Below are 20,576 nucleotides of genomic sequence, written 5' to 3'. Positions count from 1 at the left end.
TCGGCAATCACATCCAAGTGCTGTGGGCAGGCTCGACTAGTGACGTCAGGCCAGTTCTTAGATAGAAGAGTATAAAGCGCTGGGGGCTATAAGTCTTGAACGATATTTTCGCTTGCAAGGTCTGTGGGGGCGACAGTCATTTTTTCACGTCCGTTGACTCATTGCAGAATTGCAACAAGCAGATCGTTCCCCCGATTGCGCCTTCTGGCGTCTCTGTTGACTATTACAGATGCTCCGGGTGCGGGTTTGTCTTCACCCACTACATTGACGCGTTGACAGATCAAGAGCTGTTAATCTCGATCTATAATCATGATTATGTCAAGTTCGACCCGCTTTATACGAGAATTCGGCCAGAGGCGAATGCATCTCTTCTCAAGTCTGTGATTAACGAAGCCTATACGGGGGCGCCTTCACCCCGCATTCTCGATTACGGGGCCGGAAACGGCGTGCTGTCGGACGTGTTGCGAGACGACATTCGGGTCGAGAATTACGACGCTCTCAATCCAATGTTTGATCGCTTACCCCAAGGCGGGTTCGATATCGTCTTTTGTGCGGAAGTCGTCGAGCATGTTCCAACACCTCATAGCTTGTTGAGCGATTGGAAGACGCTGCTCTCTACTTCTGGTTGCGTTATCTTTTCCACCACCATCCTGCCGAGCGATATCGAGACGCTTAAAGGAGACTGGTGGTATATGGGTCCCAGAAATGGCCACGTCAGTCTTTTCTCAGTCGAGAGCCTGCGAATACTTTGCGCGAAGCATGATCTGCACTATGAATATGTAAACGACCATTGGCACGTGGCGGCCAATTCCGCGGCGCATGGTGTCAATATCGATGCAATAAGACGGCTGGTTGATGCGATGCCGAAGGGCTTCGTTATCGTATAGCGTGCAGCAGTGCCGGGTTGCGCGAGACGATGGTTGAGGCCGGGCGTGGTCTATGGCGACAGGTGTGGTTAGACAATAACGAGTTTCTGCAACTGCCAAATGCAGCGCGCATAGACAGCATTGTTGCGCCACTCGGGATGGCTGTCGAACAGATAGACGACAAAGAGCGGGCCAAATTTCTGGATGGGCATATAGCTGCCGTTCATCTTCGTGGCGAGCAGCGGACCGTCTGATGTGAAGCCCTTGAGGGGAATTTCCACAACGTAGTCGTTCAAGGCATAGGCGAGGGCCTTGGTGCCCGTCGAGCCGACGCGATTCATGAGCGTCTCGAAGAGCACGCCCTGGAAGGCGACCTGCTTCGTCCACGGCGTCGTGGTGGTGAAACTTGTCACGCCGAGCGCTTCCAAAGACGCCATGTCGAAGGTCGCCGTGTCGCCAACATTATGGACGCCGATCTTGCCTGAAATCGTCAGAATCGGGTCGCTTTTTGGCAAGGGAAGACTGGAACTATCGGCATGGGCGAGGCCGGTCGCTGATGCAACAGCCGCAGCGCCCACGCCGGTGAACAGGCTTCGGCGCGTGCATATACCAATCGAATCCGTCAATGCGGCTCTCCTATTCCCTCATACAGTAACACTAAACTCAGGCTGCGTGCCAGGGTTCAATGGGCCTGGCACGCGCCGTTTGCCAAAAGAAATGAAGTTGTTGGCGGGCCATGCAACTCCACCCATAGCGCTCAGGGCGCGGTCGGCGCGTTCTGTTGACGGATCAAGAACGAGTTTTCCGGGCGAGCGAGGCCCATGCGATCGCGCAAGGTTCCGGCTTCATAGTCGGTTCGATGCAGTCCGCGTCTTTGCAACTCGGGCACAACCGTCGCCATGAAGTTCATCCAATCGTCCGGCAGCAGGGGGAACATCAGGTTGTATCCGTCGGCCGCGCCGGAGATGAACCAAGCCTCTAACTGGTCGGCGATCTGCGACGCAGTTCCGGCGACGATCGGCACGGACCCGGTATTGGCGATTTTGCGCGCGAGCTGACGAATGGACAAACCCCGGTTTGCTTCGTCCTTAACCAGCGTGAGCCAGGTGCGCCACCCGTTGAAGGTCGCCTCATTGGGCAGTTCCGGGATGGGTCCATCAAGCGGATAAAGGGAGAGGTCAACGCCGGCCCAGCTCGACAGCAGATCGATACTGACCTGATCGAGCATCAGCTCCTCAAGCATGGCCTGCTTTTCCTGCGCTTCATCGCGTGAGCCAGCGACGATTGGCAGCACACCCGGCAGCAGCCGGAGGCTGTCAGGCCGGCGGCCTCGCTTGGCCAAACGTTGGTCCATATCCGCACGATAGCGCATCCCTTCCGCTTCGCTGCGAATGACGGCGAAATGAACATCGGCATGCGCGGCCGCGAGATCCTTCCCGGCGTCGGACGAGCCGGCTTGCACGATCAGTGGATGTCCTTGGGGAGGGCGCGGCACGTTCAACGGGCCTTTGACGCGAAAATGCGGGCCCTTGTGATGGAGATAATGGACCCGCTGCGGGTCCGCAAAAAGGCCGGAGTCTTTGTCGATCACCACGGCGCCGTCTTCCCAGCTATCCCAAAGCGCCTTGGTGACATCGAGAAACTCACCCGCGCGTTCATAGCGGCGCGCATGTTCGATATTGCCGTCGAGACCGAAATTGAGCGCTTCTTCCGTCAAGGCCGATGTCACGACATTCCAGCCGACGCGACCTTGGCTGATGTGATCGATCGAGGCAAAGCTGCGCGCGATATTGTACGGCTCGGTGTACGACGTCGAGGCCGTCACGATGAAGCCGATATCCTTCGTCACGGCTGACAGGGCGGCGACCAGTGACAAAGGTTCGAGACGCGCATTCGCATAATGCGCGACGCCGCTGTCAAAGCTATCCCAAATGCCGAGGTGATCGGCGATGAAGATCGTATCCAGCTTGGCACCTTCGGCGGCCTCGGCCAGCCGGCGGTAATAGTCCAGGCCGAAGACCTCGTGACGCGGCGCATGCGCATGCCGCCAGGACATCCGGTGGTCGCCTTGGGGATTGAAGAAAAACGCCGCCAAACTCATGGGTCCGCGAGGCATCCGAGGCATCCTTGATCAACCAGGCTCGACAGTGCGGGCCGTCCGGGCAGGTGTCCATCGCGATACGCCCGTGGCTGTCGGTCACGCTGGCATCGCTGAGACAGGCGCCGCATGATTGACAGATCTAGCCCGACCTAATTAGTGTGACTATTGCGTGTCAGGGCCCGCAAGCGGTCAATCAACGATGGAGGAAATACCGTCGAAACGCCTGAGTCCGGAAACGCCGGAACTGCCTCAGAAACCATAAATTTGACCGGGACAGAACCGGCCAAGAAGGGAACCCAATGAAATCCGCAATCAAGATGGCTGCTCTCCTGGCGACAGGCCTATCACTCGGTGCCGTGTCGCCGGCCTTGGCCCAAAGCAAGCCGTTGCTGGTCTTCGTGCCCAATGGCGCATCCGATTTCTGGCAGGCCGCGGCCGCGGGGATCAAGAAGGCGCAGGCCGAATTGCCGGGCTACAAGCTCGAACTCGAATATCCGCAGCAGGCCACGGTTGCCGCACAACAGCAGCTCATGGATGATCTGGTGACGGCGGGCGCCAAGGGCATCATGGTCTCGGCGGTCGATCCGAAGACCTCGACCACTGGTCTCAACAAGATCGCGTCTGAGACCGCGCTGTTCACCACAGACAGCGATGCGCCGCAGACCAACCGCGTGGCCTATATCGGGTCGTCCAATATCGACGCCGGTGAGCAAGCGGCCGAGATCGCCAAGAAGGCCATGCCGAACGGCGGCAAATGCCTCGGCTTCGTCGGTCTGCTCGGCGCCGACAATGCGCGTGAGCGCATCCAGGGCTTCAAGCAAGGTCTCGCCGGCACGCAGATCACGCTGGTGGACGTCCGTGGTGACGATCTGGACCAGACTCGCGCCAAGGAGAACGTATCTGACGCGCTGGTCGCCGATCCGAACGTGACCTGCATGGTCGGCTTCTATTCTTACAATACACCGCAGATCTATGCCGCACTCAAGCAGGGCGGCGCGCTCGGCAAGATCACGGTCGTTGGTTTTGACGGCGATCCGGTCACCTTGGGTGGCGTGAAGGAAGGCACCATTGCCGGCACGGTCGTGCAGCAGCCCTTCCTTTGGGCCTATCAGGGGATGAAGCTAATGGCCGCCTATGTGAAGGGCGACAAGTCTGGCATCCCGGCCGGCAATCTAATCATCGAGCCGACCAAAATCGTCTCGAAAGATACGGTCGATGCTTATGTCGCTGAGCAAAAGGCGATGTCGGCCAACTGAGCCACGATGCTCGCGCCGCGCGGGGTCTTCTTCCTCCTGCGCGGCGCGACGGTGACGGAATGACTATGACCTCTCCCGAGCAGACCACGATCGCGGCGTCGACGACCGATCCCTTCCTCGTCCTCACGGATCTCAGCAAGAGCTACGTTGGCGTGCGCGCCCTGCGTGGCTTTTCGATGAGCGTCTCGCCGGGCGAGGTGATCGGCATCGTCGGTGAGAACGGTGCTGGCAAATCGACCTTGATGAAGATCCTGGGCGGCGTCATCGCACCCGACAGCGGAACCATCACCACGGACAAGACCGAGCACACGGCATTGTCCGTCGCGGAGAGCAGCGCGGCCGGCATTGCCTTCGTGCATCAGGAACTCAACCTGTTCGACAATCTCGATGTCGCCGGCAATGTCTTCATCGGGCGCGAGCCGCGTAAGGCGGGTTGGTTGCAAATCGTGGATCGGGAGAAGCAGAGGGCAATGACGGCGCCGCTGCTCAAGCGTGTGGGCGCCAATTTCTCGCCGGACACGCCGGTTTCCACCCTGTCCCTGGCGCAGCGCCAAATGGTCGAAATTGCCAAGGCTTTGTCGGTTGATGCGCGGCTGGTGATCCTTGATGAGCCGACATCCAGCCTGCCTTTAGCCGAGACGGAGAAATTGCTGGAGGTCATCGCGAGCCTCAAGGCCGATGGCATCAGCGTGATCTTCATTTCCCATCGCCTGCATGAGGTGGAACGCGCGGCCGACCGCGTGATCGCCCTGCGTGACGGAAGCCTGGCCGGCACCTTGGCGAAGGACGAGATCAGTCACGATCGCATGGTCAAACTTATGATCGGGCGCGACTTGATGGTGCAAGCCAGTGATGCGGTCGCCGCCGGACCGGTCGTGCTGTCCTTGAAGGGTGTGCAGACAACCGCTTATCCCCGTCAGCCGGTCGATCTCGACCTGCACGCCGGGGAAATTCTCGGCCTCGCCGGGCTTGTCGGTGCCGGGCGCACCGAACTCGCGCGCGTCATTTTCGGTATCGACCCGATGCTCGGCGGCCACATCGCCTTGAACGGCGCGCCGATGAAATTTCGCTCGGCCGCCGATGCCGTGGCGCAGGGGATCTTCCTGGTGCCCGAGGATCGGAAAGGCGCCGGCATCCTTCTGGATCTGCCGATCCAGGAAAATATTGCGCTGCCCAATCTCGAAGCGCATGCGCGGAACTACATGGTCTCAAAGGCGATGGAGGCGGCCACGGCCAGCACGCAGCGCGACAATCTCAACATCAAGGCTCCAAAGTTGACGACGCTCACCGGTTTGCTGTCCGGTGGCAATCAGCAAAAGGTGGTGTTGGGGAAATGGCTGGCGATGACGCCAAAGGTGATGATTCTCGATGAGCCGACACGCGGCATCGATATCGGGGCCAAGGCGGAAATCTATCGGCTGATGCGCGCCCTCGCCAAGGCGGGCGTCGCCGTGCTGATGATTTCGAGCGACATGGAAGAGGTCATCGGCGTGTCAGACCGTATCGCGGTCATGCATGAAGGGGCCATTTCAGGCTTCCTCGCGCGCGGCCAATTCAGTGAGGAGAATGTGCTTCTTCTCGCGGTCGGCAAGACGCCTCACTCAGCGGGAACGGTATGAATAAGAAAGATCTCGGCCTCCTCATCCTGATCATTTCGGTCGGCGTGGTGGTGGCCATCCTCAATCCGCGCTTCCTGCTGCCGGTCAATCTCGCCAATACCTCAAACCTCGTGGGTTTGTTTGGCCTCTCGGCAATCGGCCAGGCCTTCGTGATCATCACAGGCGGTATCGAGCTTTCGGTCGGGTCGATGATCGCCCTTGTGGGCGTGCTGTTTATCGATCTGATCGCCAATCGTGGTGTGCCGTGGCCGATCGCCCTGGCGCTGATGCTGGTGCTGGGCGTGTTGGTCGGACTTGCCCATGGGTTGCTAATTACGAAGCTCAAGCTGCAGCCCTTCATCGTCACGCTATGCGGCCTACTGGTCTATCGCGGTGTCGCGCGCTTCTACACCCAGGACGCGACGGTCGGCTTCGGCTTCGGCCAGAACTTTCCTGCCCTGAATTGGCTGACGGGTGGTCAGACCTTTGGCGTGCCACATTCCTTCATTGCCATGATCATCGTCGCTGCCATCATGTGGGTGGTGCTGCATCGCACGGTGTTTGGGCGGTATCTGTTCGCCGTCGGCAAAAACGAGGAAGCGGCACGCTTTTCCGGTATTCGCACCGATCGCGTCATTATCGGCGCCTATATCATCTGTCAGGTGCTGACCGTGGGCGCGGCGGTGTATTTCGCTATGTATACGGGGTCGATTTCCCCGGCGTCACAAGGCAATTTCTACGAACTCTATGCGATCGCGGCCGCCGTGCTGGGCGGTTTTTCGCTGCGCGGCGGGGAGGGCTCGATCGTCGGTGTCGTCCTTGGTGTCGTGCTGTTGCAGGAGTTGCAGAATCTGGTGAATCTGCTGGGCATCCCATCCTCGCTCAATTTTGCGGTGATGGGCGGCGTCATTCTGATCGGCATCACCGTCGATCAGCAATGGGGTCGGTTCCGGTTGCGGCGCCGCGATGCCGAGGCCGCACGCGCCGCGGCGCGGTAACCGCCAGCGCCGCCTTCGCTGCACCCTGAACGGCATGCCATTGGTTTGGACGGTGCCAGTCTCGGGAGGGATCGGGTTGTGCCTTCCGCACCTGCTGCCGCTATGCTGAGCCGGCCTGCGCGGCGGAGGGGCCGGAGCGGGTCGAAGCTTGAGGTTTACCCATGGGACCAGAAATCGACGCGGTGACCACGGATGACACGATGCCGCCGCGCGCCGATGTCGTCATCATCGGCGGCGGCATTATCGGCATCAGCGCGGCGCTGTTCCTGGCGCGACAGGGCGTGTCGGTCGTGCTGTGCGAGAAGGGCAAGCTCGCCGGTGAGCAGTCGAGCCGGAACTGGGGCTGGGTGCGCAAGACCGGCCGCGACCTGCGCGAAGTGCCGCTGATCATCGAAAGCCTGCGGATGTGGAAGGAGATCGAGCGCGAGGGCATCGCAACCGGTTTCCGCGAATGCGGCGTGCTGTATGTCGGGCAGACGGATGCGGATCTTGGGGGCTACCAGACTTGGCTCGACATGGTTCAGCCCTATCAGATGGGCAGCCGCATGATCGGTGGCGCAGAATTGGCGGGCCACCTGAAGGGCGCGAATCGGGCCTATAAGGGCGCGCTGTATACGGCGACCGATGGGCGGGCGGAGCCGCAGAAGGCAGTGCCGGCGATGGCCGCCGCTGCGCGCGCGGCCGGCGCGATCGTCCTGGAGAATTGCGCCGTGCGTGGCCTCGACCGCCAGGCTGGCCGGGTGGTGGGCGTGGTGACGGAACGTGGCGTGATTGCCTGCGACAGCGCCATCCTGGCCAGCGGCGCCTGGTCGCGCCTGTTCTGCGGCAGCCTGGATCTTCGCCTGCCGCAATTGAAGGTCCGCGCTTCCGTCTATCGCACGGCGCCCATCGCGGATGGCCCCGAGACCTCGGCCTGGCTCGGCACATTCGCCTATCGGCGGCGTCTGGATGGCGGCTACACGATTGCAAATGGGAACAGCAACGTGGTGCCCATCACGCCCGATACCTTCAAATTCTTCCGCGAATTTCTGCCGACAGCGAAGGCCGAGCGTCGTGGATTGCGCCTTCGCCTCGATCACCGGTTCATGCAGGAAGCGCGGACGCCCAAGCATTGGGCGATGGACAAGCCCAGCCCCTTCGAGACGATCCGCATGCTGGACCCCGACCCCGTGACATCGATCAATGCCGAGGCCGCGACATCGCTTGGCGAGGTCTTTCCGTTGTTTCGAGGCGTGCCGATCACCCAGCAATGGGCGGGCATGATCGACGTGACGCCGGATGTGGTGCCTGTCATCTCCGAAGTGGACAGCGTGCCCGGCCTGGTCATTGCTACCGGCTTCTCGGGTCATGGCTTCGGCATTGGCCCGGCTGCGGGGCGACTGGCGGCCGAGATTGCGACCGGGCGACCGACGATCGTCGATGCCACCCCGTTCCGCTACAGCCGTTTCACCGATGGCTCCCCCATCACCTTTCAATCTGGTCTGTGACGTCATGATCGGTCCTGATCCCGATCCTCCCGCCTGATCGGCTATCGGCCGATCTCTTACTTTCGGCCGATAGGCGGCTAATCAGGACACTCATACGGTGACACCTCGCAATTGACGGTGGGGCCCGCATGTCCGGCTTGACGAACTCGCGTGATACCAGCCTCCGCGAACGCGCGCGCGTGGTCGTGCCCGGCGGCATGTGGGGCCATATGAACGCCGCTGCGCTGCCCGAAGGCTATCCGCAATTCTTCGCGCGCGGTGCCGGTAGCCGGCTCTGGGATGTCGATGGCCGCGAATTTGTGGATTTCATGTGCAGCTGGGGACCGATCATCCTCGGCCACCGCCATCCCGAGGTCGAAGAGGCCGCGCGCCGTCAGCTCGATCTGGGCGATTGCCTGAACGGGCCGAGCGAGGCGATGGTCGAGCTCGCCGAACTGCTGGTCGATATCGTGCCTGCCGCCGATTGGGCGCAGTTCCAGAAGAACGGCACGGATGCGACCACCACGGCCGTCACTATCGCGCGTGCCGGTACCCGCCGCCGTAAGATCCTGGTCGCACGCGGCGCCTATCACGGTGCGGTGCCCTGGTGTTCGCCGTCCCTCGTCGGTGTCACGACCGAGGACCGTGCCCATATCATTCTGTACGACTACAATGACGTAGACAGCCTTGAGCGCGCGGTGGCTGAAGCCTCGGGCGATTTGGCCGGCATCGTCGTCAGCGCCTTCCAGCATGATTACGGCAAGGATCAGACACTGCCGACGCTGGCTTTCGCCCAGGCCGCGCGCGCCTTGTGTGACCGTGAGGATGCCGCCCTGATTGTCGATGACGTCCGAGCCGGGTTCCGCTTGAATCTGGGCGGCAGCTGGGAAACTCTCGGCGTCAAACCCGATCTCTCGGCTTGGAGCAAGTCGATCGCGAATGGCTTTGCGTTGGCCGCCATCACCGGCAATGATCGTTTTCGTGAGGCGACATCGTCCATTTTCACCACCGGCTCCTTCTGGTGCTCGGCGCTTTCGATGGCCGCGGGCGTGGCCACGCTGAACGTGCTGCGGCGCGATGACGGCGTCGGCCATATGACGCGGCTGGGCCAGATGCTGCGCGATGGGCTCGAAGCGCTGAGTGTCACCCATAGTCTGCCAATCCGTCAGACTGGACCAGTACAGATGCCGATGGTTCTGTTCGACGATGATGCCGATCATCGCAAGGGATTTGCCTTTTGCGCGGCGGCCCTGAAACAGGGCGTCTACTTCCATCCGCTGCACAATATGTTCCTGTCGGTCGCCCATACGACTGATGACATCGCCCGTGCGCTCGACGCCGCCGACCACGGTTTCAAGGCGGCCCGCGCCATGCCGGCGGCCCACGACTAATCTCTGCTTCAACGTCGTCAACCCTTGGAGTCTCGAAGATGGTGACTGCACAAAACTGGCGACGCGGCCTGCTCTCGGCTGCTTCCGTGATGATCCTTGGCACCGCAGCTCTCTTGAGCGCGAGTACGCCGGCAAAGGCGGATGATGCCGAAATCGTCGTGGCGCGCGCCATGGATCTGAACTCGCTCGACCCCGCGCGGGCCTATTGCGACACCTGCCAGATCTATCTCTCGGCGGTGTATGACACGCTGCTGACGCTTGGGCCCGACAACAAAACCATCGTGCCCGATCTCGCGACCAGCTGGGAAGTGAGCCCCGACGTCACAACCTTCACCTTCCATCTCAGCCCGACAGCCGTCTTTTCGGATGGCAGTCCGGTGACCGCGACCGACGTCAAATGGTCGATGGAGCGTTTGAAGAACATCAAGGGCGGTGCGGCCTATTTGATGGACAGCCTGAAGTCGATCGAGGTCAAGGATCCGCATACCCTCGTCGTGACGACGAAGACGCCGAATTCTGAGTTCCTCGGCATTCTGTCGGCGACTTATGTCGGCATCATTAACAGCAAGCTCGCCATGGCCCACGGCGCCAATGCGGATGCGAATGCGGCGACAAGCGACACGGCCGATACCTGGTTCCTGTCTCATTCCGCCGGCAGCGGCGCGTTCGTGTTGCAGAGCTACAAGGCCGACGATGCGCTGCGCCTGAAGCGCAATGACAGCTACTGGGGCAAAAAGGCCTCGGTCGGCGGCGTCATCCTCAAGCAGACCGCCGACGCGGTGACGCAGGCGCAGATGTTGCAGTCGGGCGCGGCCGATATCGCGATGCAGATCGATCCCGATACGTCTAAGACGATCCACGATCCGAACATCGTCTTCAAGACCGTGCCGTCCTTCAACTACGTCTATCTCGCCTTCAGCCCCATCGCGAAGGGCGCGGCCGTGCCGCTGACGCATGACGTGCGGGAAGCGATCGCACTCGCGATCGACTACAAGGGCGCGATCGACTTCACGGTCGGTGGTGAAGGCAAAATGCAGCCTTCCGCCATTCCGAACGGCTTTCCGGGCACCGCGAGCCTGCCCGATCCGGTCACTGATATTACGCAAGCCAAGGCGCTGCTTGCGAAGGCCGGATACCCCGACGGCTTCAAGCTCAGCCTGGAATTCCCGGCGATGGATGTCTATGGCATCGACCTCTCCCTGCTCGCCCAGAAGCTCCAGCAGGACCTTGCCAAGATCAAGGTCGATCTTGTTCTGAAACCCGCCACCTTCAACGTCTGGATCGGCGATATCGATACCCCCGGCGTGCCGTTCACCATCGGCTTCTTTGCACCCGACTATTTCGGCAGCGCCCAATACGCGCAGTATTTCGGCATGATGGCCGATATGCCCTGGGGCAAGCGCGCCGGTGTCGGCACCACGCCCGGCCTCGACGGCAAGATGGAGCTGGACCAGTTCAACAAGGCCCTGGCCGCTGCCGGCCCCGCGCAGGAAGATGCCTATAAGGCCATCGGCATGCAGATGATCGCCGATAAGATCATTCTGCCCATCGTCAGTCCCGATCTCGTCCTGGCCTACCGCAACGACATCAGCGGGATGCGCTACAGCGCTTGTTGCAATCTGCCGCTCGCCGAAATCGTCAAGCACTAAGCGGAATACGGCGCGATGCTCAGGGTCATCCTCAAACGGCTCGTCCTGATGCCGTTCCTGATCCTGGGCATCGTCACCGCGACCTTCGTGCTGGCGCAGTTCACCAAGGGCAATCCGCTGGTGTCCATCATCGGGGCGCGCGCACTCGATAACCCCGATGTCGTGGCCGCCGCCAAAGCGCGTTGGGGGCTCGATCGCTCAGTGCCCGAGCGCTACCTCATCTACGTCGACAACCTGGCGCATGGCGATCTCGGCACCTCCTTTCGCACCAAGCAGCCGGTTCTGCTCGATCTGGCGCAGCGTCTACCGGCGACGCTGGAACTGGTGATCTGCGCCATGATGGTGGGCGCGGTCAGCGGCATTATCCTCGGCGTGGTTTCGGCGCAGTTCCGTGACACGCCGGCCGATCACGCGGCGCGATTGTTCGCGTTGCTCGGCTCCTGCATTCCGATGTTCTGGCTCGGGCTGCTGGCCCTGTTCATCTTCTCCGTGCAGACGCATCTGCTGCCCGGTCCGGGGCGGGTTGATATCCGCGCCGATCCGCCGCCGACGATCACCGGATTTCTATTGATCGATACTTTGGTATCGGGCGAATGGGCGTCGTTCATGGACGCTGCGCGCCATCTGATACTGCCGTCGCTGGTGCTGGGCTGGTCGGTCACCGGCATCGTCGCGCGGATGGTGCGCGCCTCCATGCTCGATGTGCTCGGCCAGGACTTCGTGACGATGGCGCGCTCCAAAGGCGCCGGTGAAGTGCGCGTGCTGGTCAATCACGCCCTGCGCAATGCGCTGATCCCAGCGCTGACCATTTTGGGCTTCACCTTCGCCTATCTCATCACCGGTTCTGTGCTGGTCGAGACGATCTTCAGCTGGCCCGGGATTGGGTCCTATGCTGTGGATGCCGCGCGCTCACTCGACTACCCGGCCATCACCGGCGTGACGATCGTGGGCGGGCTCGGCTTCCTGATCGCCAATCTGCTGACCGACATCGCCTATGCGGCGGTCGATCCACGCATGCGCGCGGCGGCCTGACGCGATGTCCGCCAATACCATCATGGCCATCGGATTTCGTCGCGGACTCTACGGCCGGTTCGCGGGTCGCCTGAGCTGGCGCTCGGCGCCCGTCATCCTCGGCGTCGTCATCATCCTCGCCTTCATCGTGATCGCCATCACGATCCTGCTCTGGACGCCGTATGACCCGATCGCGCTCGCTGGCCGGCGGTTACAGCCGCCGAGCATCGATCATTGGTGCGGCACCGACGCCCTCGGCCGCGATGTGCTGATCCGCACGCTGTATGGCACCCGTTATTCCCTGCCGATCGCGGCCATCGTGCTGGCGGCGGGTGTCAGCATCGGCGCGCTGGTGGGCGCCGTCGCCGGCTTCGTGGGGGGCTTTCTGGACAGCGCGGTGATGCGGTTTGCCGATATCACGCTGTCATTCCCGCCCATTTTGCTCGCCATGGCCATCGCGGCGTCGCTCGGGCCGGGATTGTTGCATACGGCCATCGCGCTGATTGTGGTCTGGTGGCCGATCTATGCCCGGCTGATGCGGGCGCAGGTGTTGAACATCAAAAGCCTCGACCATGTCGATGCCGCCGTCATCGCTGGCGCCATGCCCGGCCGCGTGCTGTTCAAGCATATCGTGCCGCTGTGCTGGAGCCCGATCCTGGTCAATATGACGATGGATGTCGGTCAGGTGATCTTGCTCGCGAGCGGGCTGAGCTTCATCGGCCTTGGCGCGCAGCCGCCCACCCCGGAATGGGGGCAGATGATCGCGGAAGGGGCGAGCAGCTTCTATTCCTGGTGGATCGCGCTCGGGCCAGGGCTCGCGATCTTCCTCATCTCCCTGTCCTTCAACTTCCTGGGGGACGGCGTGCGCGATCTGATCGATCCGCGCGCGCGGATGTCGACATGAGCGAGATGTCCGAAAACCTGCTCGACATTCGGGGCTTGCACATCACCATCCCCAGTCGGGACGGCGAGCGCTTTGCGGTGTCGAATGTCGATTTCGAAGTCGCGCGCGGGGAGGTTTTGGGTCTGGTCGGCGAATCCGGCTCGGGTAAAAGCCTGTCGATGCTCGCCGTGATGGGCTTATTGCCGCGCGGCTTGCAGGCGTCGGGGTCCATCCGCTTCGCGGGGGAGGAGATTCTGGGCGCCTCGCCACGCCGGCTGCGGGCTTTGCGCGGGCGGCGCATCGCGATGGTGTTCCAGGATCCGATGACGGCGCTCAATCCGGTGATGACGATCGGCGCGCAGATCACTGAGGCCCTGATGCTGCACAACCCGTCTTTGTCACGGCGGGCGCTGCGGGCGCGCGCGGTCGGGCTGTTGGAACTCGTCTCGATCCCCATGCCGGAACGGCGGTTCGACCAATATCCGCACGAGTTTTCAGGTGGCATGCGCCAGCGTGTCGTGATCGCCATCGCGGTCGCCAACGACCCGGAGCTTCTGATTGCGGACGAGCCGACCACGGCGCTGGATGTCACCATCCAGGCGCAGATCGTGGAGATCTTCGACCGTCTGCGGCAGGAAAAGGGCCTGTCGATCGTCCTGATCACGCATGACCTTGGGCTCGTCGCCGGCCTCGCCGACCGCGTGACGATCCTCTATGCCGGCCGTGTTGCGGAGCGCGGCGCGATCGACGCGGTGTTCCATCGTCCGCGCCACCCCTATACCGCCGGCCTGCTGGCGGCTGTGCCCTCAATCGAGAGCACCATCGCGCGGCTGCACGCAATCGACGGCACACCGCCGTCCTTGTCCGCGCGGCCATCCGGCTGCCAGTTCCACCCGCGCTGCGGCTTTGCACTGCCTATTTGCGCCGAGCGCGACCCAGACTTCCAGTGGTTCGGTCCCTCGATGGCGGCGTGCCACAGGGCTGGCGAAGACCTGCCCTTCGCGGGTGTCGTCCATGAGTGACGCGACGGTTCCGCTGCTGCGCGTGGAGGATATGCGCGTCGAGTTCCCCGTGACCAAGGGGCTCGTGTTTCAACGCAAGGTCGGCAGCATCGGCGCGGTCGCCGGCGTGTCCCTCGACCTCGCGGCGGGGGAGACGCTGAGCCTCGTGGGCGAGTCCGGTTGCGGCAAATCGACGCTGGCGCGCGCCATCCTGCGCCTCGGTGCGCCGAGCACGGGGCGCATCCTGTTCAAGGGCACGGACCTGTCGCGGCTGACGCCGGCCGAGATGCGGCCGTATCGCCAGCATCTCCAGCTGGTGTTCCAGAACCCCTATGCCTGCCTGCATCCCCGGATGACGGCCCGGGACATCATCGCCGAGCCGCTGCGCATGCTGGGCCTCGATCGGCGGTCGCAGGATGCGCGCGTTGCCGAGGCGATGGCGCAGGTGCAGCTGCTGCCCGACCAGGCCGGGCGCTATCCCTTCGCCTTTTCGGGCGGACAGCGACAGCGTATCGGCATCGCCCGCGCGCTGGCCGTGAACCCCGAGCTGGTGGTGCTGGATGAGCCGGTCTCGGCACTCGACGTGTCGGTCCAGGCCGGGGTGCTCAACCTGCTTAAAGACCTGCAGGCTGCGCGGGGCCTGGCCTATCTGTTCATCGCCCATAACCTGTCCGTGGTGCGGCATATCTCGGACCGCGTGGCGGTGATGTATCTGGGCAAGATCATCGAGCTGGCGCCGCGCGACGCCCTCTACACGCAGCCCGCGCATCCCTATACGCAGGCGTTGCTGTCGGCGGCACCTGTGCCGGACCCGGTGCGGGAGAGGAAACGCCAGCGGATCGTGCTGCGCGGCGAAATCCCCAGCCCGTCGGACCGCCCGAGCGGCTGCGGCTTTCGGACGCGCTGCCCGAAGGCCACCCAAACCTGCGCCGATATCGAGCCGCCCTTGCTGCCCGTGGCCCAAGGCCACTATGCGAGCTGCCACTACCCGTCCCGCTGAACACCGCGTGGTATGATACCTGCATAGGCATTGGCACCACCCTGGAGGTGTTGTTGATGTCAGAGGGTCATTGTTTGAGCGAAACGCGTCCCGACGCCCGGATCGAGGAAGTCAGGCGTTTCGCGCTGGGCGCTTTGCGAGCGTCCTCATCCATCTTTTACTGGATCGACGAAGACCAGCACATGCAGGGCGTGGAACTATCCGGCCTGTGTCAGCAGAATTTCCACCTGTATCAGGACGGCATGCAGGCCTTCGATCCGCTGAATATTCCCCGCTTGGTCAAGTCCGGTCGGCGTATCTCGACATTGCGAGGCGATAACGATCTCGTTTCACTCGCTGAGTTCGCGCATTACCAGACCTATCTCGATGCCAGCCGGATTGCCGATGTGCTGGACTTCGTCTTCTGGAAAGATGGTTTCGCCTTCGCGGGTCTCGGTATTCTCAAGACACCCGAGGATCCGCCGTTCTGCGACGAGGCCATGAGCTTCGCCGCCTCCATGCAGCCGTATATCGAGTTCAATTTGGCGAGCCATCCGCGCCTGCGCCAGCAACGGCTGACGCAGCGGCTGAGTGGCTTCAAGTTGACGCGGCGGGAGATCGAGGTCGCGATGCTGCTGCGTCAAGGCTGCACCAATCATGACGTGGTCGATGAACTCCGCATTTCGCTGGGCACGGTGAAAAGCCATGTCATGCGCGTCTTCGACAAGCTGGGGGTTGAGAACCGAACGTCTCTGGTGTCGCGCATCAACCACATGGAAAGTGAAGTCGCCTTCTAGAACAGGCGGATATTCCGCGCCTCGGTGGTGAGGGACAGCATGGCGCCGGGTGCGGCCAGATCCTCCGCCGCACGCGGCAGATCGACCAACAAGGGGCGATCGGCGCCGATATCGACATGGGCGCGGATGGTGCTGCCGTGGAAGATGCTGCGCAGGACGATGCCCTGAAACAAAGGCCGTTCCGTCGCGATGGCCAGTTGTTCCGGCCGGACGCTCACTAGGCACTCCGTCGCCTCGGTGGCAATCTCAGGCGACGGCGGCACATGCAGCCGCGCGCTGCCGCAGGCAAGCATCAGCCCCCCGGCGTCACGACCCAGAATTCGCGCGGGCAAGAGATTCGTGTCCCCCAGGAAGCTCGCCACGAAGGGACTTTCCGGGCGATCATACAACGCGGCGGGCGTGCCAATCTGGGCGATGCGGCCGGCATTCATGACCACGATCCGATCCGACATCGCCAGCGCCTCGGTCTGGTCATGCGTGACCATGATGAAGGTGATGCCGACGCGGGCCTGGAGCTGCTTCAATTCATCCTGCATCTGCTGCCGCAGATGGGCATCGAGGGCGGAGAGCGGCTCATCGAGCAGAAGAACCTCGGGGTGGCGGATCAGCGCGCGCGCCAAGGCGACCCGCTGCCTTTGACCGCCTGACAACGCGGCGGGTTTTCGCGCGGCCTTGTCCGACAGACCGACGAGGGCGAGCATTTCGGTCACGCGACGGGCGATCTCGGCACGGGAGATCTTGGCCACGCTGAGGCCGAAGCCGACATTGTCCGCCACCGTCATATGCGGGAACAGAGCGTAGTCTTGGAAGACCGTGTTCACCGGCCGGCGATAAGGCGGAACCTCGGTGATGTCGCGGTCACGGAGCAGGATGCGGCCGGCGGTGGGCATTTCAAAGCCCGCGATCATGCGCAGCGTCGTGGTCTTGCCGCAGCCGGACGGCCCGAGCAGGGTGAGGAATTCGCCAGGCTGGATCAGCAGGTTGAAATCGGTGACGGCGGCAGTGCCGGTTCCGAAATTCTTCTCGACGCCAAGGAGAGAGATGATCGGCGCGTCCCTTTCGGAACGCGCCTCCCTGTCAGGGATGTTATTCACCTGCCTTCATTCTTTCGAAGGCGGTTTCGATCGCCGGGCGATTGACCATCGGAACGGTCAGGATAGTGTTGCGGATCGCGGTTTCGGGGTCGGCAGGCAGGCCGAGATCGGCCAACTGCGCGGGGGTGAAGCTTTCGAACGCCGCGCTATTGGCCGTGCCATAGCCGTATTCGCTCACCAGCATCTTGGTGGAGGCAACATCTTCCTGCGCGTTGATAAAGTCATAGACCTTGTCCATGTCCTTGGCGCCTTTGAGCACGACCATGCCGCAGACCCAGGTCAGCATCTTCTCCTTGGGGTTCATGAAGGCGACAGGCACCTTCTGCTTGCGCAGCGAGGTATAGGACGAATTCCAGGTCATCGCGGCGACCAACTCGCCGGAGGCGAGACCCTGCTCGATGGAGGTCATGTCGTTGGTATAGAACCGCAGCAGCGGCCGCTGCTGGGCGAGGGTTTCTGAAACCTTCTTGATATCGGCTTTGCTTTCGGTGAAGGGATCGACCCCCGCGACGAGTGCGCCGACGATCCAGGTATCATGCACCGCATCGATGGTGGCAAGCTTCTGCTTGTATTGTGGGTCCCAGAGCAGTTTCCAGCTCATCTCCGGGTTCTTCACGAGGTCGGTGCGGTAGAGGATGGAGGTATTGCCCCAGTCCCACGGCACCATCCAGACCTTGCCATCTTCCATCACGCCCGACATCTGCTTGAAGACGGGATAGATCTTGTCCCAGTTCTTGATCCGCGCGGGGTCGATGGGTTGCAGCAGCCCGGCCTTCTTCCACTCGGGCAGCTTATCCGTGCAGGGATGCGCGATATCGGGACGAAAGCCAGCGCGCACCTTGGCCAAAGCCTCGTCGTCATCGCCAAAGACGGTGATGGCGGCACCTTCCGGGTGCTCGGCCATGTAAGGCTTGTGGAACTCCGGCAGCTCGTAGCCGGACCAGGTGTAGTAGCTGACCTTGTCGGCTGCGCGGGCAGGACCCGACAGAAAGGTGGAGGCGGCGAAGGCCACAGCCAGGGCGGCGGCGCCCAGCAGCCGGTGACAGCTCAATGCACGATCTGACATCTTTGCAGCTCCATAACGTGAGGGTTCAGGCAATGACTGTGGCGCGATCCGCGCCGCGCCGGCGGATGATCTCGGCGCAGAGCACGAGCAGGCAGGACAGAACGAGAATGATGGTGCCCAGCGCCAACATGCGTGGAAGCTGAGTGGGAAATCGCAGATGCGCCCAGATGAACAAGGGCAGGGTCTGGTCTTGCCCCACGAGGAAGAACGATACGATAAATTCGTCGATCGACGTGGTGAAGGACAGGATCAGGCAGGAGAAGACGCCGGGAGCGGCGATCGGCAGCGAGATGCGGCGGAACGTGGTCCAGGGCGGCGCGCCGAGATCCATCGCGGCTTCTTCCAGCGAGGGGCTATAGGCCGCGAAACGACCGCGCATGATGACGATGCTGAGCGGCAGGCAGATTGCGATATGGCCAAAGGTGACGGCGATGAGCGACGGACCCAGGCCGATCAGGTTGGCGACGATCAGCAACCCGATGCCGAGGATGACGCCTGGCACAAATAGCGGCGCCACCGACAAGACCGCGACCGGCTTCGTGGCGATGCCGCGTCGCCGGGTGAGCGCATAGGCGGTGAGCGTGCCGGCCGCCGTGGCGGTGAGGGAGGCGACGACCGCGACCTTCAGACTATTGAGCGCCGCCGCGCGGAGATCCGCATCGGCGAAAAGCTGCGCATACCAATGGGTGGTGAAGCCACGCAGCGGGAAGGCGACATAGGTCGCGTCGTTGAAGGAAAACAGCGGCAACATGAGAACGGGTGCATAGAGGAAAACGAGGTACAGGGCGGCATAGAGGCCCAGCATGCGCCCCCGCATCTTCATGCGAAGCGCTGCCAGCCGCGCAGGGCCGCGCGACCCAGGCCATAGGTTAAGGCGAGGGCGGCCATAACGGTGACAGCCATCGCGGCGCCCGCCGGCCAATCGCCGATCGACCCGAACTGATCTTGAATGAGATTGCCGATCATCGTGCTGGTCGGGCCGCCCACCAGCAGCGGGGTTGCGTAGTCCCCGAGCGTCGGCACGAACACCAGCACAAAGGCGGCCGCGACGCCGGGTAACGACAGCGGCAACACGACGCGGCGAAACACGGCCGGCGCGGCCCCGAGATCGAGGCCAGCTTCGATCAGCTTAGGATCGATTGCGCTGAGGCTAACGAAGATCGGCAGGATGGCGAAGGCCGCATAGGCATGCGCGAGCGTGACGACGACGGCGCCAGGATTATACAGAAGACTTTCGAAGGGGGCGCCGGGGATATGCAGGCGGACCAGGGCGGAATTGAGGATGCCATTGTAGCCCAGGATGGTTTTCCAGGCGAAGACGCGCAGCAGATAGCTCGTCCAGAAAGGCAGCGTCACCAGGATCAACCACAGCGCCCGACGGTTGCCGGCGCGGAAGGTGATGAAATAGGCGACCGGGTAGGCGAGCAAGACGGTCGTGAGGCTCGCGAGGCCGGAAATGATCACCGACCGGCCCAGAATCCGCCCGAACAGCGGCCCATCGACGAGATCGGTGAAGTTGTCCGTGGTGAAGGCCCAGGCGACCAGCATGCCGTCATTTTGGCGAAAGCTCAGCACCAGCAGCAGCCCGAGCGCGAACAGCACGCCTGTCACCGCAATGAGCGCGGCCGGCAGATTGATCACGGTCTCGAAGAGGCTGCGGCGTTTCATTGCCCCCGATTGAGTTTCAGTATGGCGTTAATGTCAATCAGATTCCGGCAAGAATATTTAGTAGGACTAAAATATTGCCGTTTTGATCGAAGCGGGCGATGATGCCCCCGGCCCTGTGAAAGATCCTGGTTCTTGTCCTCCGCCACTTTGCCTTCTGCCATCAAAGCCGCCGACAAGGCGCTGGAACCTGCGGATATCTGGCTCGGGTTACAGGTCCGTGATCTGCGCAAGAGCAAGGGCCTGTCCCTGCAACAGATCGCCGGGCAGTCGGGCTTGTCCGTGGGCTTGCTCAGCCAGATCGAGCGCGGCTTGTGCTCGCCCTCCATCCGTTCGCTGCGCCAGATCAGCGAGGCTTTGGGCGTGACGCCGGCGCGCTTCTTCCGCGAGGAAGGTCATCCGCCGCCGGAGGAGATCGGCCGCATCGTGCGGCGCGGGCAGGGGCGGCAGCTCAAACTCCCCAGCAATGGCGTGTCGAAATGGCTGCTGACGCCCGATCTGACCGGCGAGCTCGAAATGCTGCTGGTGACCATCGAGCCGGGCGGCGCCTCCGGCCCCGAGCATTATACCCATCGCGGCGAGGAGTGCGGTTTCATCATCAAAGGCGCCATGCGCCTGTGGATCGAGGATCAGGTCTACGAATTGACGGAAGGTGACAGTTTCCGGTTTCGCAGCACAATTCCGCATCGTTTTGAAAATGCTGTGCCGACGCGGTCCGAGGTGCTGTGGGTGATCACGCCGCCTCTGTACTAGCG

At 62.4% G+C, this 20,576-nt stretch carries 19 protein-coding genes; 13 read left to right on the top strand and 6 right to left on the bottom strand.

Annotated features, from left to right (window positions below; translation table 11 throughout):
- Nucleotides 1-95 precede the first annotated feature (95 nt).
- The gene (locus QP803_RS16985) at nt 96-887 is read left to right on the top strand and encodes a class I SAM-dependent methyltransferase (protein WP_284944658.1); all 792 of its coding nucleotides are present in this window, start codon (nt 96-98) and stop codon (nt 885-887) included.
- Nucleotides 888-955: 68 nt separating this feature from the next.
- Here QP803_RS16985 and QP803_RS16980 read toward each other — a convergent pair whose 3' ends face one another.
- Nucleotides 956-1,492 (bottom strand): putative pterin-binding protein, encoded by a 537-nt coding sequence (locus QP803_RS16980; RefSeq protein WP_284944657.1) that lies wholly within the window; start codon nt 1,490-1,492, stop codon nt 956-958.
- 131 nt (nt 1,493-1,623) lie between these two features.
- Nucleotides 1,624-2,982, bottom strand: coding sequence for an LLM class flavin-dependent oxidoreductase (locus QP803_RS16975; protein WP_284944656.1), 1,359 nt, complete (start codon nt 2,980-2,982; stop codon nt 1,624-1,626).
- A gap of 284 nt (nt 2,983-3,266) precedes the next feature.
- Here QP803_RS16975 and QP803_RS16970 point away from each other — a divergent pair, with 284 nt between their 5' ends.
- From QP803_RS16970 to QP803_RS16920, 11 genes are all read left to right on the top strand, one after another.
- A complete protein-coding gene (locus QP803_RS16970) occupies nt 3,267-4,223 on the top strand; it encodes a sugar-binding protein (RefSeq protein ID WP_284944655.1) in 957 nt (318 codons plus the stop codon).
- A 65-nt stretch (nt 4,224-4,288) separates the two neighbouring features.
- On the top strand, nt 4,289-5,842 hold the full coding sequence (locus QP803_RS16965; protein WP_284944654.1) for a sugar ABC transporter ATP-binding protein: 1,554 nt from the start codon (nt 4,289-4,291) through the stop codon (nt 5,840-5,842).
- Nucleotides 5,839-6,819: an ABC transporter permease gene (locus tag QP803_RS16960; RefSeq protein WP_284944653.1), complete on the top strand. Its 981-nt coding sequence runs from the start codon at nt 5,839-5,841 to the stop codon at nt 6,817-6,819. Before QP803_RS16965 ends, QP803_RS16960 begins: the two co-directional genes overlap by 4 nt.
- A 161-nt stretch (nt 6,820-6,980) precedes the next feature.
- Nucleotides 6,981-8,306, top strand: a complete 1,326-nt coding sequence (locus QP803_RS16955; protein WP_284944652.1) for an NAD(P)/FAD-dependent oxidoreductase — start codon at nt 6,981-6,983, stop codon at nt 8,304-8,306.
- 128 nt (nt 8,307-8,434) lie between these two features.
- On the top strand, nt 8,435-9,676 hold the full coding sequence (locus QP803_RS16950; protein ID WP_284944651.1) for an aminotransferase class III-fold pyridoxal phosphate-dependent enzyme: 1,242 nt from the start codon (nt 8,435-8,437) through the stop codon (nt 9,674-9,676).
- A 38-nt stretch (nt 9,677-9,714) separates the two neighbouring features.
- Nucleotides 9,715-11,325, top strand: a complete 1,611-nt coding sequence (locus QP803_RS16945) for an ABC transporter substrate-binding protein (protein ID WP_284944650.1) — start codon at nt 9,715-9,717, stop codon at nt 11,323-11,325.
- Nucleotides 11,326-11,340: 15 nt separating this feature from the next.
- Complete coding sequence (locus tag QP803_RS16940) at nt 11,341-12,357, top strand: ABC transporter permease (RefSeq protein WP_284944649.1); 1,017 nt, start codon at nt 11,341-11,343, stop codon at nt 12,355-12,357.
- Between the two features lie 4 nt (nt 12,358-12,361).
- The gene (locus QP803_RS16935; protein WP_284944648.1) at nt 12,362-13,240 is read left to right on the top strand and encodes an ABC transporter permease; all 879 of its coding nucleotides are present in this window, start codon (nt 12,362-12,364) and stop codon (nt 13,238-13,240) included.
- Nucleotides 13,237-14,241: an ABC transporter ATP-binding protein gene (locus tag QP803_RS16930; protein ID WP_284944647.1), complete on the top strand. Its 1,005-nt coding sequence runs from the start codon at nt 13,237-13,239 to the stop codon at nt 14,239-14,241. The genes QP803_RS16935 and QP803_RS16930 overlap by 4 nt, the downstream gene beginning before the upstream one ends.
- Entirely contained in the window at nt 14,234-15,220 is a 987-nt protein-coding gene (locus tag QP803_RS16925) for an ABC transporter ATP-binding protein (protein ID WP_284944646.1), read from the top strand. Before QP803_RS16930 ends, QP803_RS16925 begins: the two co-directional genes overlap by 8 nt.
- Before the next feature lie 74 nt (nt 15,221-15,294).
- Nucleotides 15,295-15,996, top strand: coding sequence for a helix-turn-helix transcriptional regulator (locus QP803_RS16920; RefSeq protein WP_284944645.1), 702 nt, complete (start codon nt 15,295-15,297; stop codon nt 15,994-15,996).
- Here QP803_RS16920 and QP803_RS16915 read toward each other — a convergent pair.
- From QP803_RS16915 to QP803_RS16900, 4 genes are read right to left on the bottom strand one after another with little or no spacing between them, the layout of a single operon-like run.
- A complete protein-coding gene (locus QP803_RS16915; RefSeq protein ID WP_284944644.1) occupies nt 15,993-17,090 on the bottom strand; it encodes an ABC transporter ATP-binding protein in 1,098 nt (365 codons plus the stop codon). The genes QP803_RS16920 and QP803_RS16915 overlap by 4 nt on opposite strands.
- Entirely contained in the window at nt 17,083-18,156 is a 1,074-nt protein-coding gene (locus QP803_RS16910) for an extracellular solute-binding protein (protein ID WP_284944643.1), read from the bottom strand. Before QP803_RS16910 ends, QP803_RS16915 begins: the two co-directional genes overlap by 8 nt.
- 25 nt (nt 18,157-18,181) lie before the next feature.
- Nucleotides 18,182-18,979: an ABC transporter permease gene (locus tag QP803_RS16905; protein ID WP_284944642.1), complete on the bottom strand. Its 798-nt coding sequence runs from the start codon at nt 18,977-18,979 to the stop codon at nt 18,182-18,184.
- Entirely contained in the window at nt 18,976-19,824 is an 849-nt protein-coding gene (locus QP803_RS16900) for an ABC transporter permease (RefSeq protein ID WP_284944641.1), read from the bottom strand. Before QP803_RS16900 ends, QP803_RS16905 begins: the two co-directional genes overlap by 4 nt.
- A 132-nt stretch (nt 19,825-19,956) precedes the next feature.
- On the opposite strand from QP803_RS16900, the gene QP803_RS16895 reads away from it, so the two are divergent.
- The gene (locus tag QP803_RS16895; RefSeq protein ID WP_284944640.1) at nt 19,957-20,574 is read left to right on the top strand and encodes a cupin domain-containing protein; all 618 of its coding nucleotides are present in this window, start codon (nt 19,957-19,959) and stop codon (nt 20,572-20,574) included.
- Nucleotides 20,575-20,576 lie beyond the last annotated feature (2 nt).

It is taken from the genome of Acidisoma sp. PAMC 29798, assembly GCF_030252425.1.
GTDB lineage: Bacteria > Pseudomonadota > Alphaproteobacteria > Acetobacterales > Acetobacteraceae > Acidisoma > Acidisoma cladoniae.
This window is presented reverse-complemented; position numbering and strand designations above follow the sequence as displayed.

Excerpts from the sequence above, each read along its gene's own strand:
- QP803_RS16925 (WP_284944646.1), top strand. The coding sequence starts at position 14,234 with ATGAGTGACGCGACGGTTCCGCTGCTGCGCGTGGAGGATATGCGCGTC.
- QP803_RS16940 (WP_284944649.1), top strand. The coding sequence starts at position 11,341 with ATGCTCAGGGTCATCCTCAAACGGCTCGTCCTGATGCCGTTCCTGATC.
- QP803_RS16930 (WP_284944647.1), top strand. The coding sequence starts at position 13,237 with ATGAGCGAGATGTCCGAAAACCTGCTCGACATTCGGGGCTTGCACATC.
- QP803_RS16975 (WP_284944656.1), bottom strand. The coding sequence starts at position 2,982 with ATGCCTCGCGGACCCATGAGTTTGGCGGCGTTTTTCTTCAATCCCCAA.
- QP803_RS16955 (WP_284944652.1), top strand. The coding sequence starts at position 6,981 with ATGGGACCAGAAATCGACGCGGTGACCACGGATGACACGATGCCGCCG.
- QP803_RS16970 (WP_284944655.1), top strand. The coding sequence starts at position 3,267 with ATGAAATCCGCAATCAAGATGGCTGCTCTCCTGGCGACAGGCCTATCA.
- QP803_RS16935 (WP_284944648.1), top strand. The coding sequence starts at position 12,362 with ATGTCCGCCAATACCATCATGGCCATCGGATTTCGTCGCGGACTCTAC.
- QP803_RS16910 (WP_284944643.1), bottom strand. The coding sequence starts at position 18,156 with ATGTCAGATCGTGCATTGAGCTGTCACCGGCTGCTGGGCGCCGCCGCC.
- QP803_RS16965 (WP_284944654.1), top strand. The coding sequence starts at position 4,289 with ATGACCTCTCCCGAGCAGACCACGATCGCGGCGTCGACGACCGATCCC.
- QP803_RS16900 (WP_284944641.1), bottom strand. The coding sequence starts at position 19,824 with ATGAAACGCCGCAGCCTCTTCGAGACCGTGATCAATCTGCCGGCCGCG.
- QP803_RS16945 (WP_284944650.1), top strand. The coding sequence starts at position 9,715 with ATGGTGACTGCACAAAACTGGCGACGCGGCCTGCTCTCGGCTGCTTCC.
- QP803_RS16905 (WP_284944642.1), bottom strand. The coding sequence starts at position 18,979 with ATGAAGATGCGGGGGCGCATGCTGGGCCTCTATGCCGCCCTGTACCTC.
- QP803_RS16950 (WP_284944651.1), top strand. The coding sequence starts at position 8,435 with ATGTCCGGCTTGACGAACTCGCGTGATACCAGCCTCCGCGAACGCGCG.
- QP803_RS16960 (WP_284944653.1), top strand. The coding sequence starts at position 5,839 with ATGAATAAGAAAGATCTCGGCCTCCTCATCCTGATCATTTCGGTCGGC.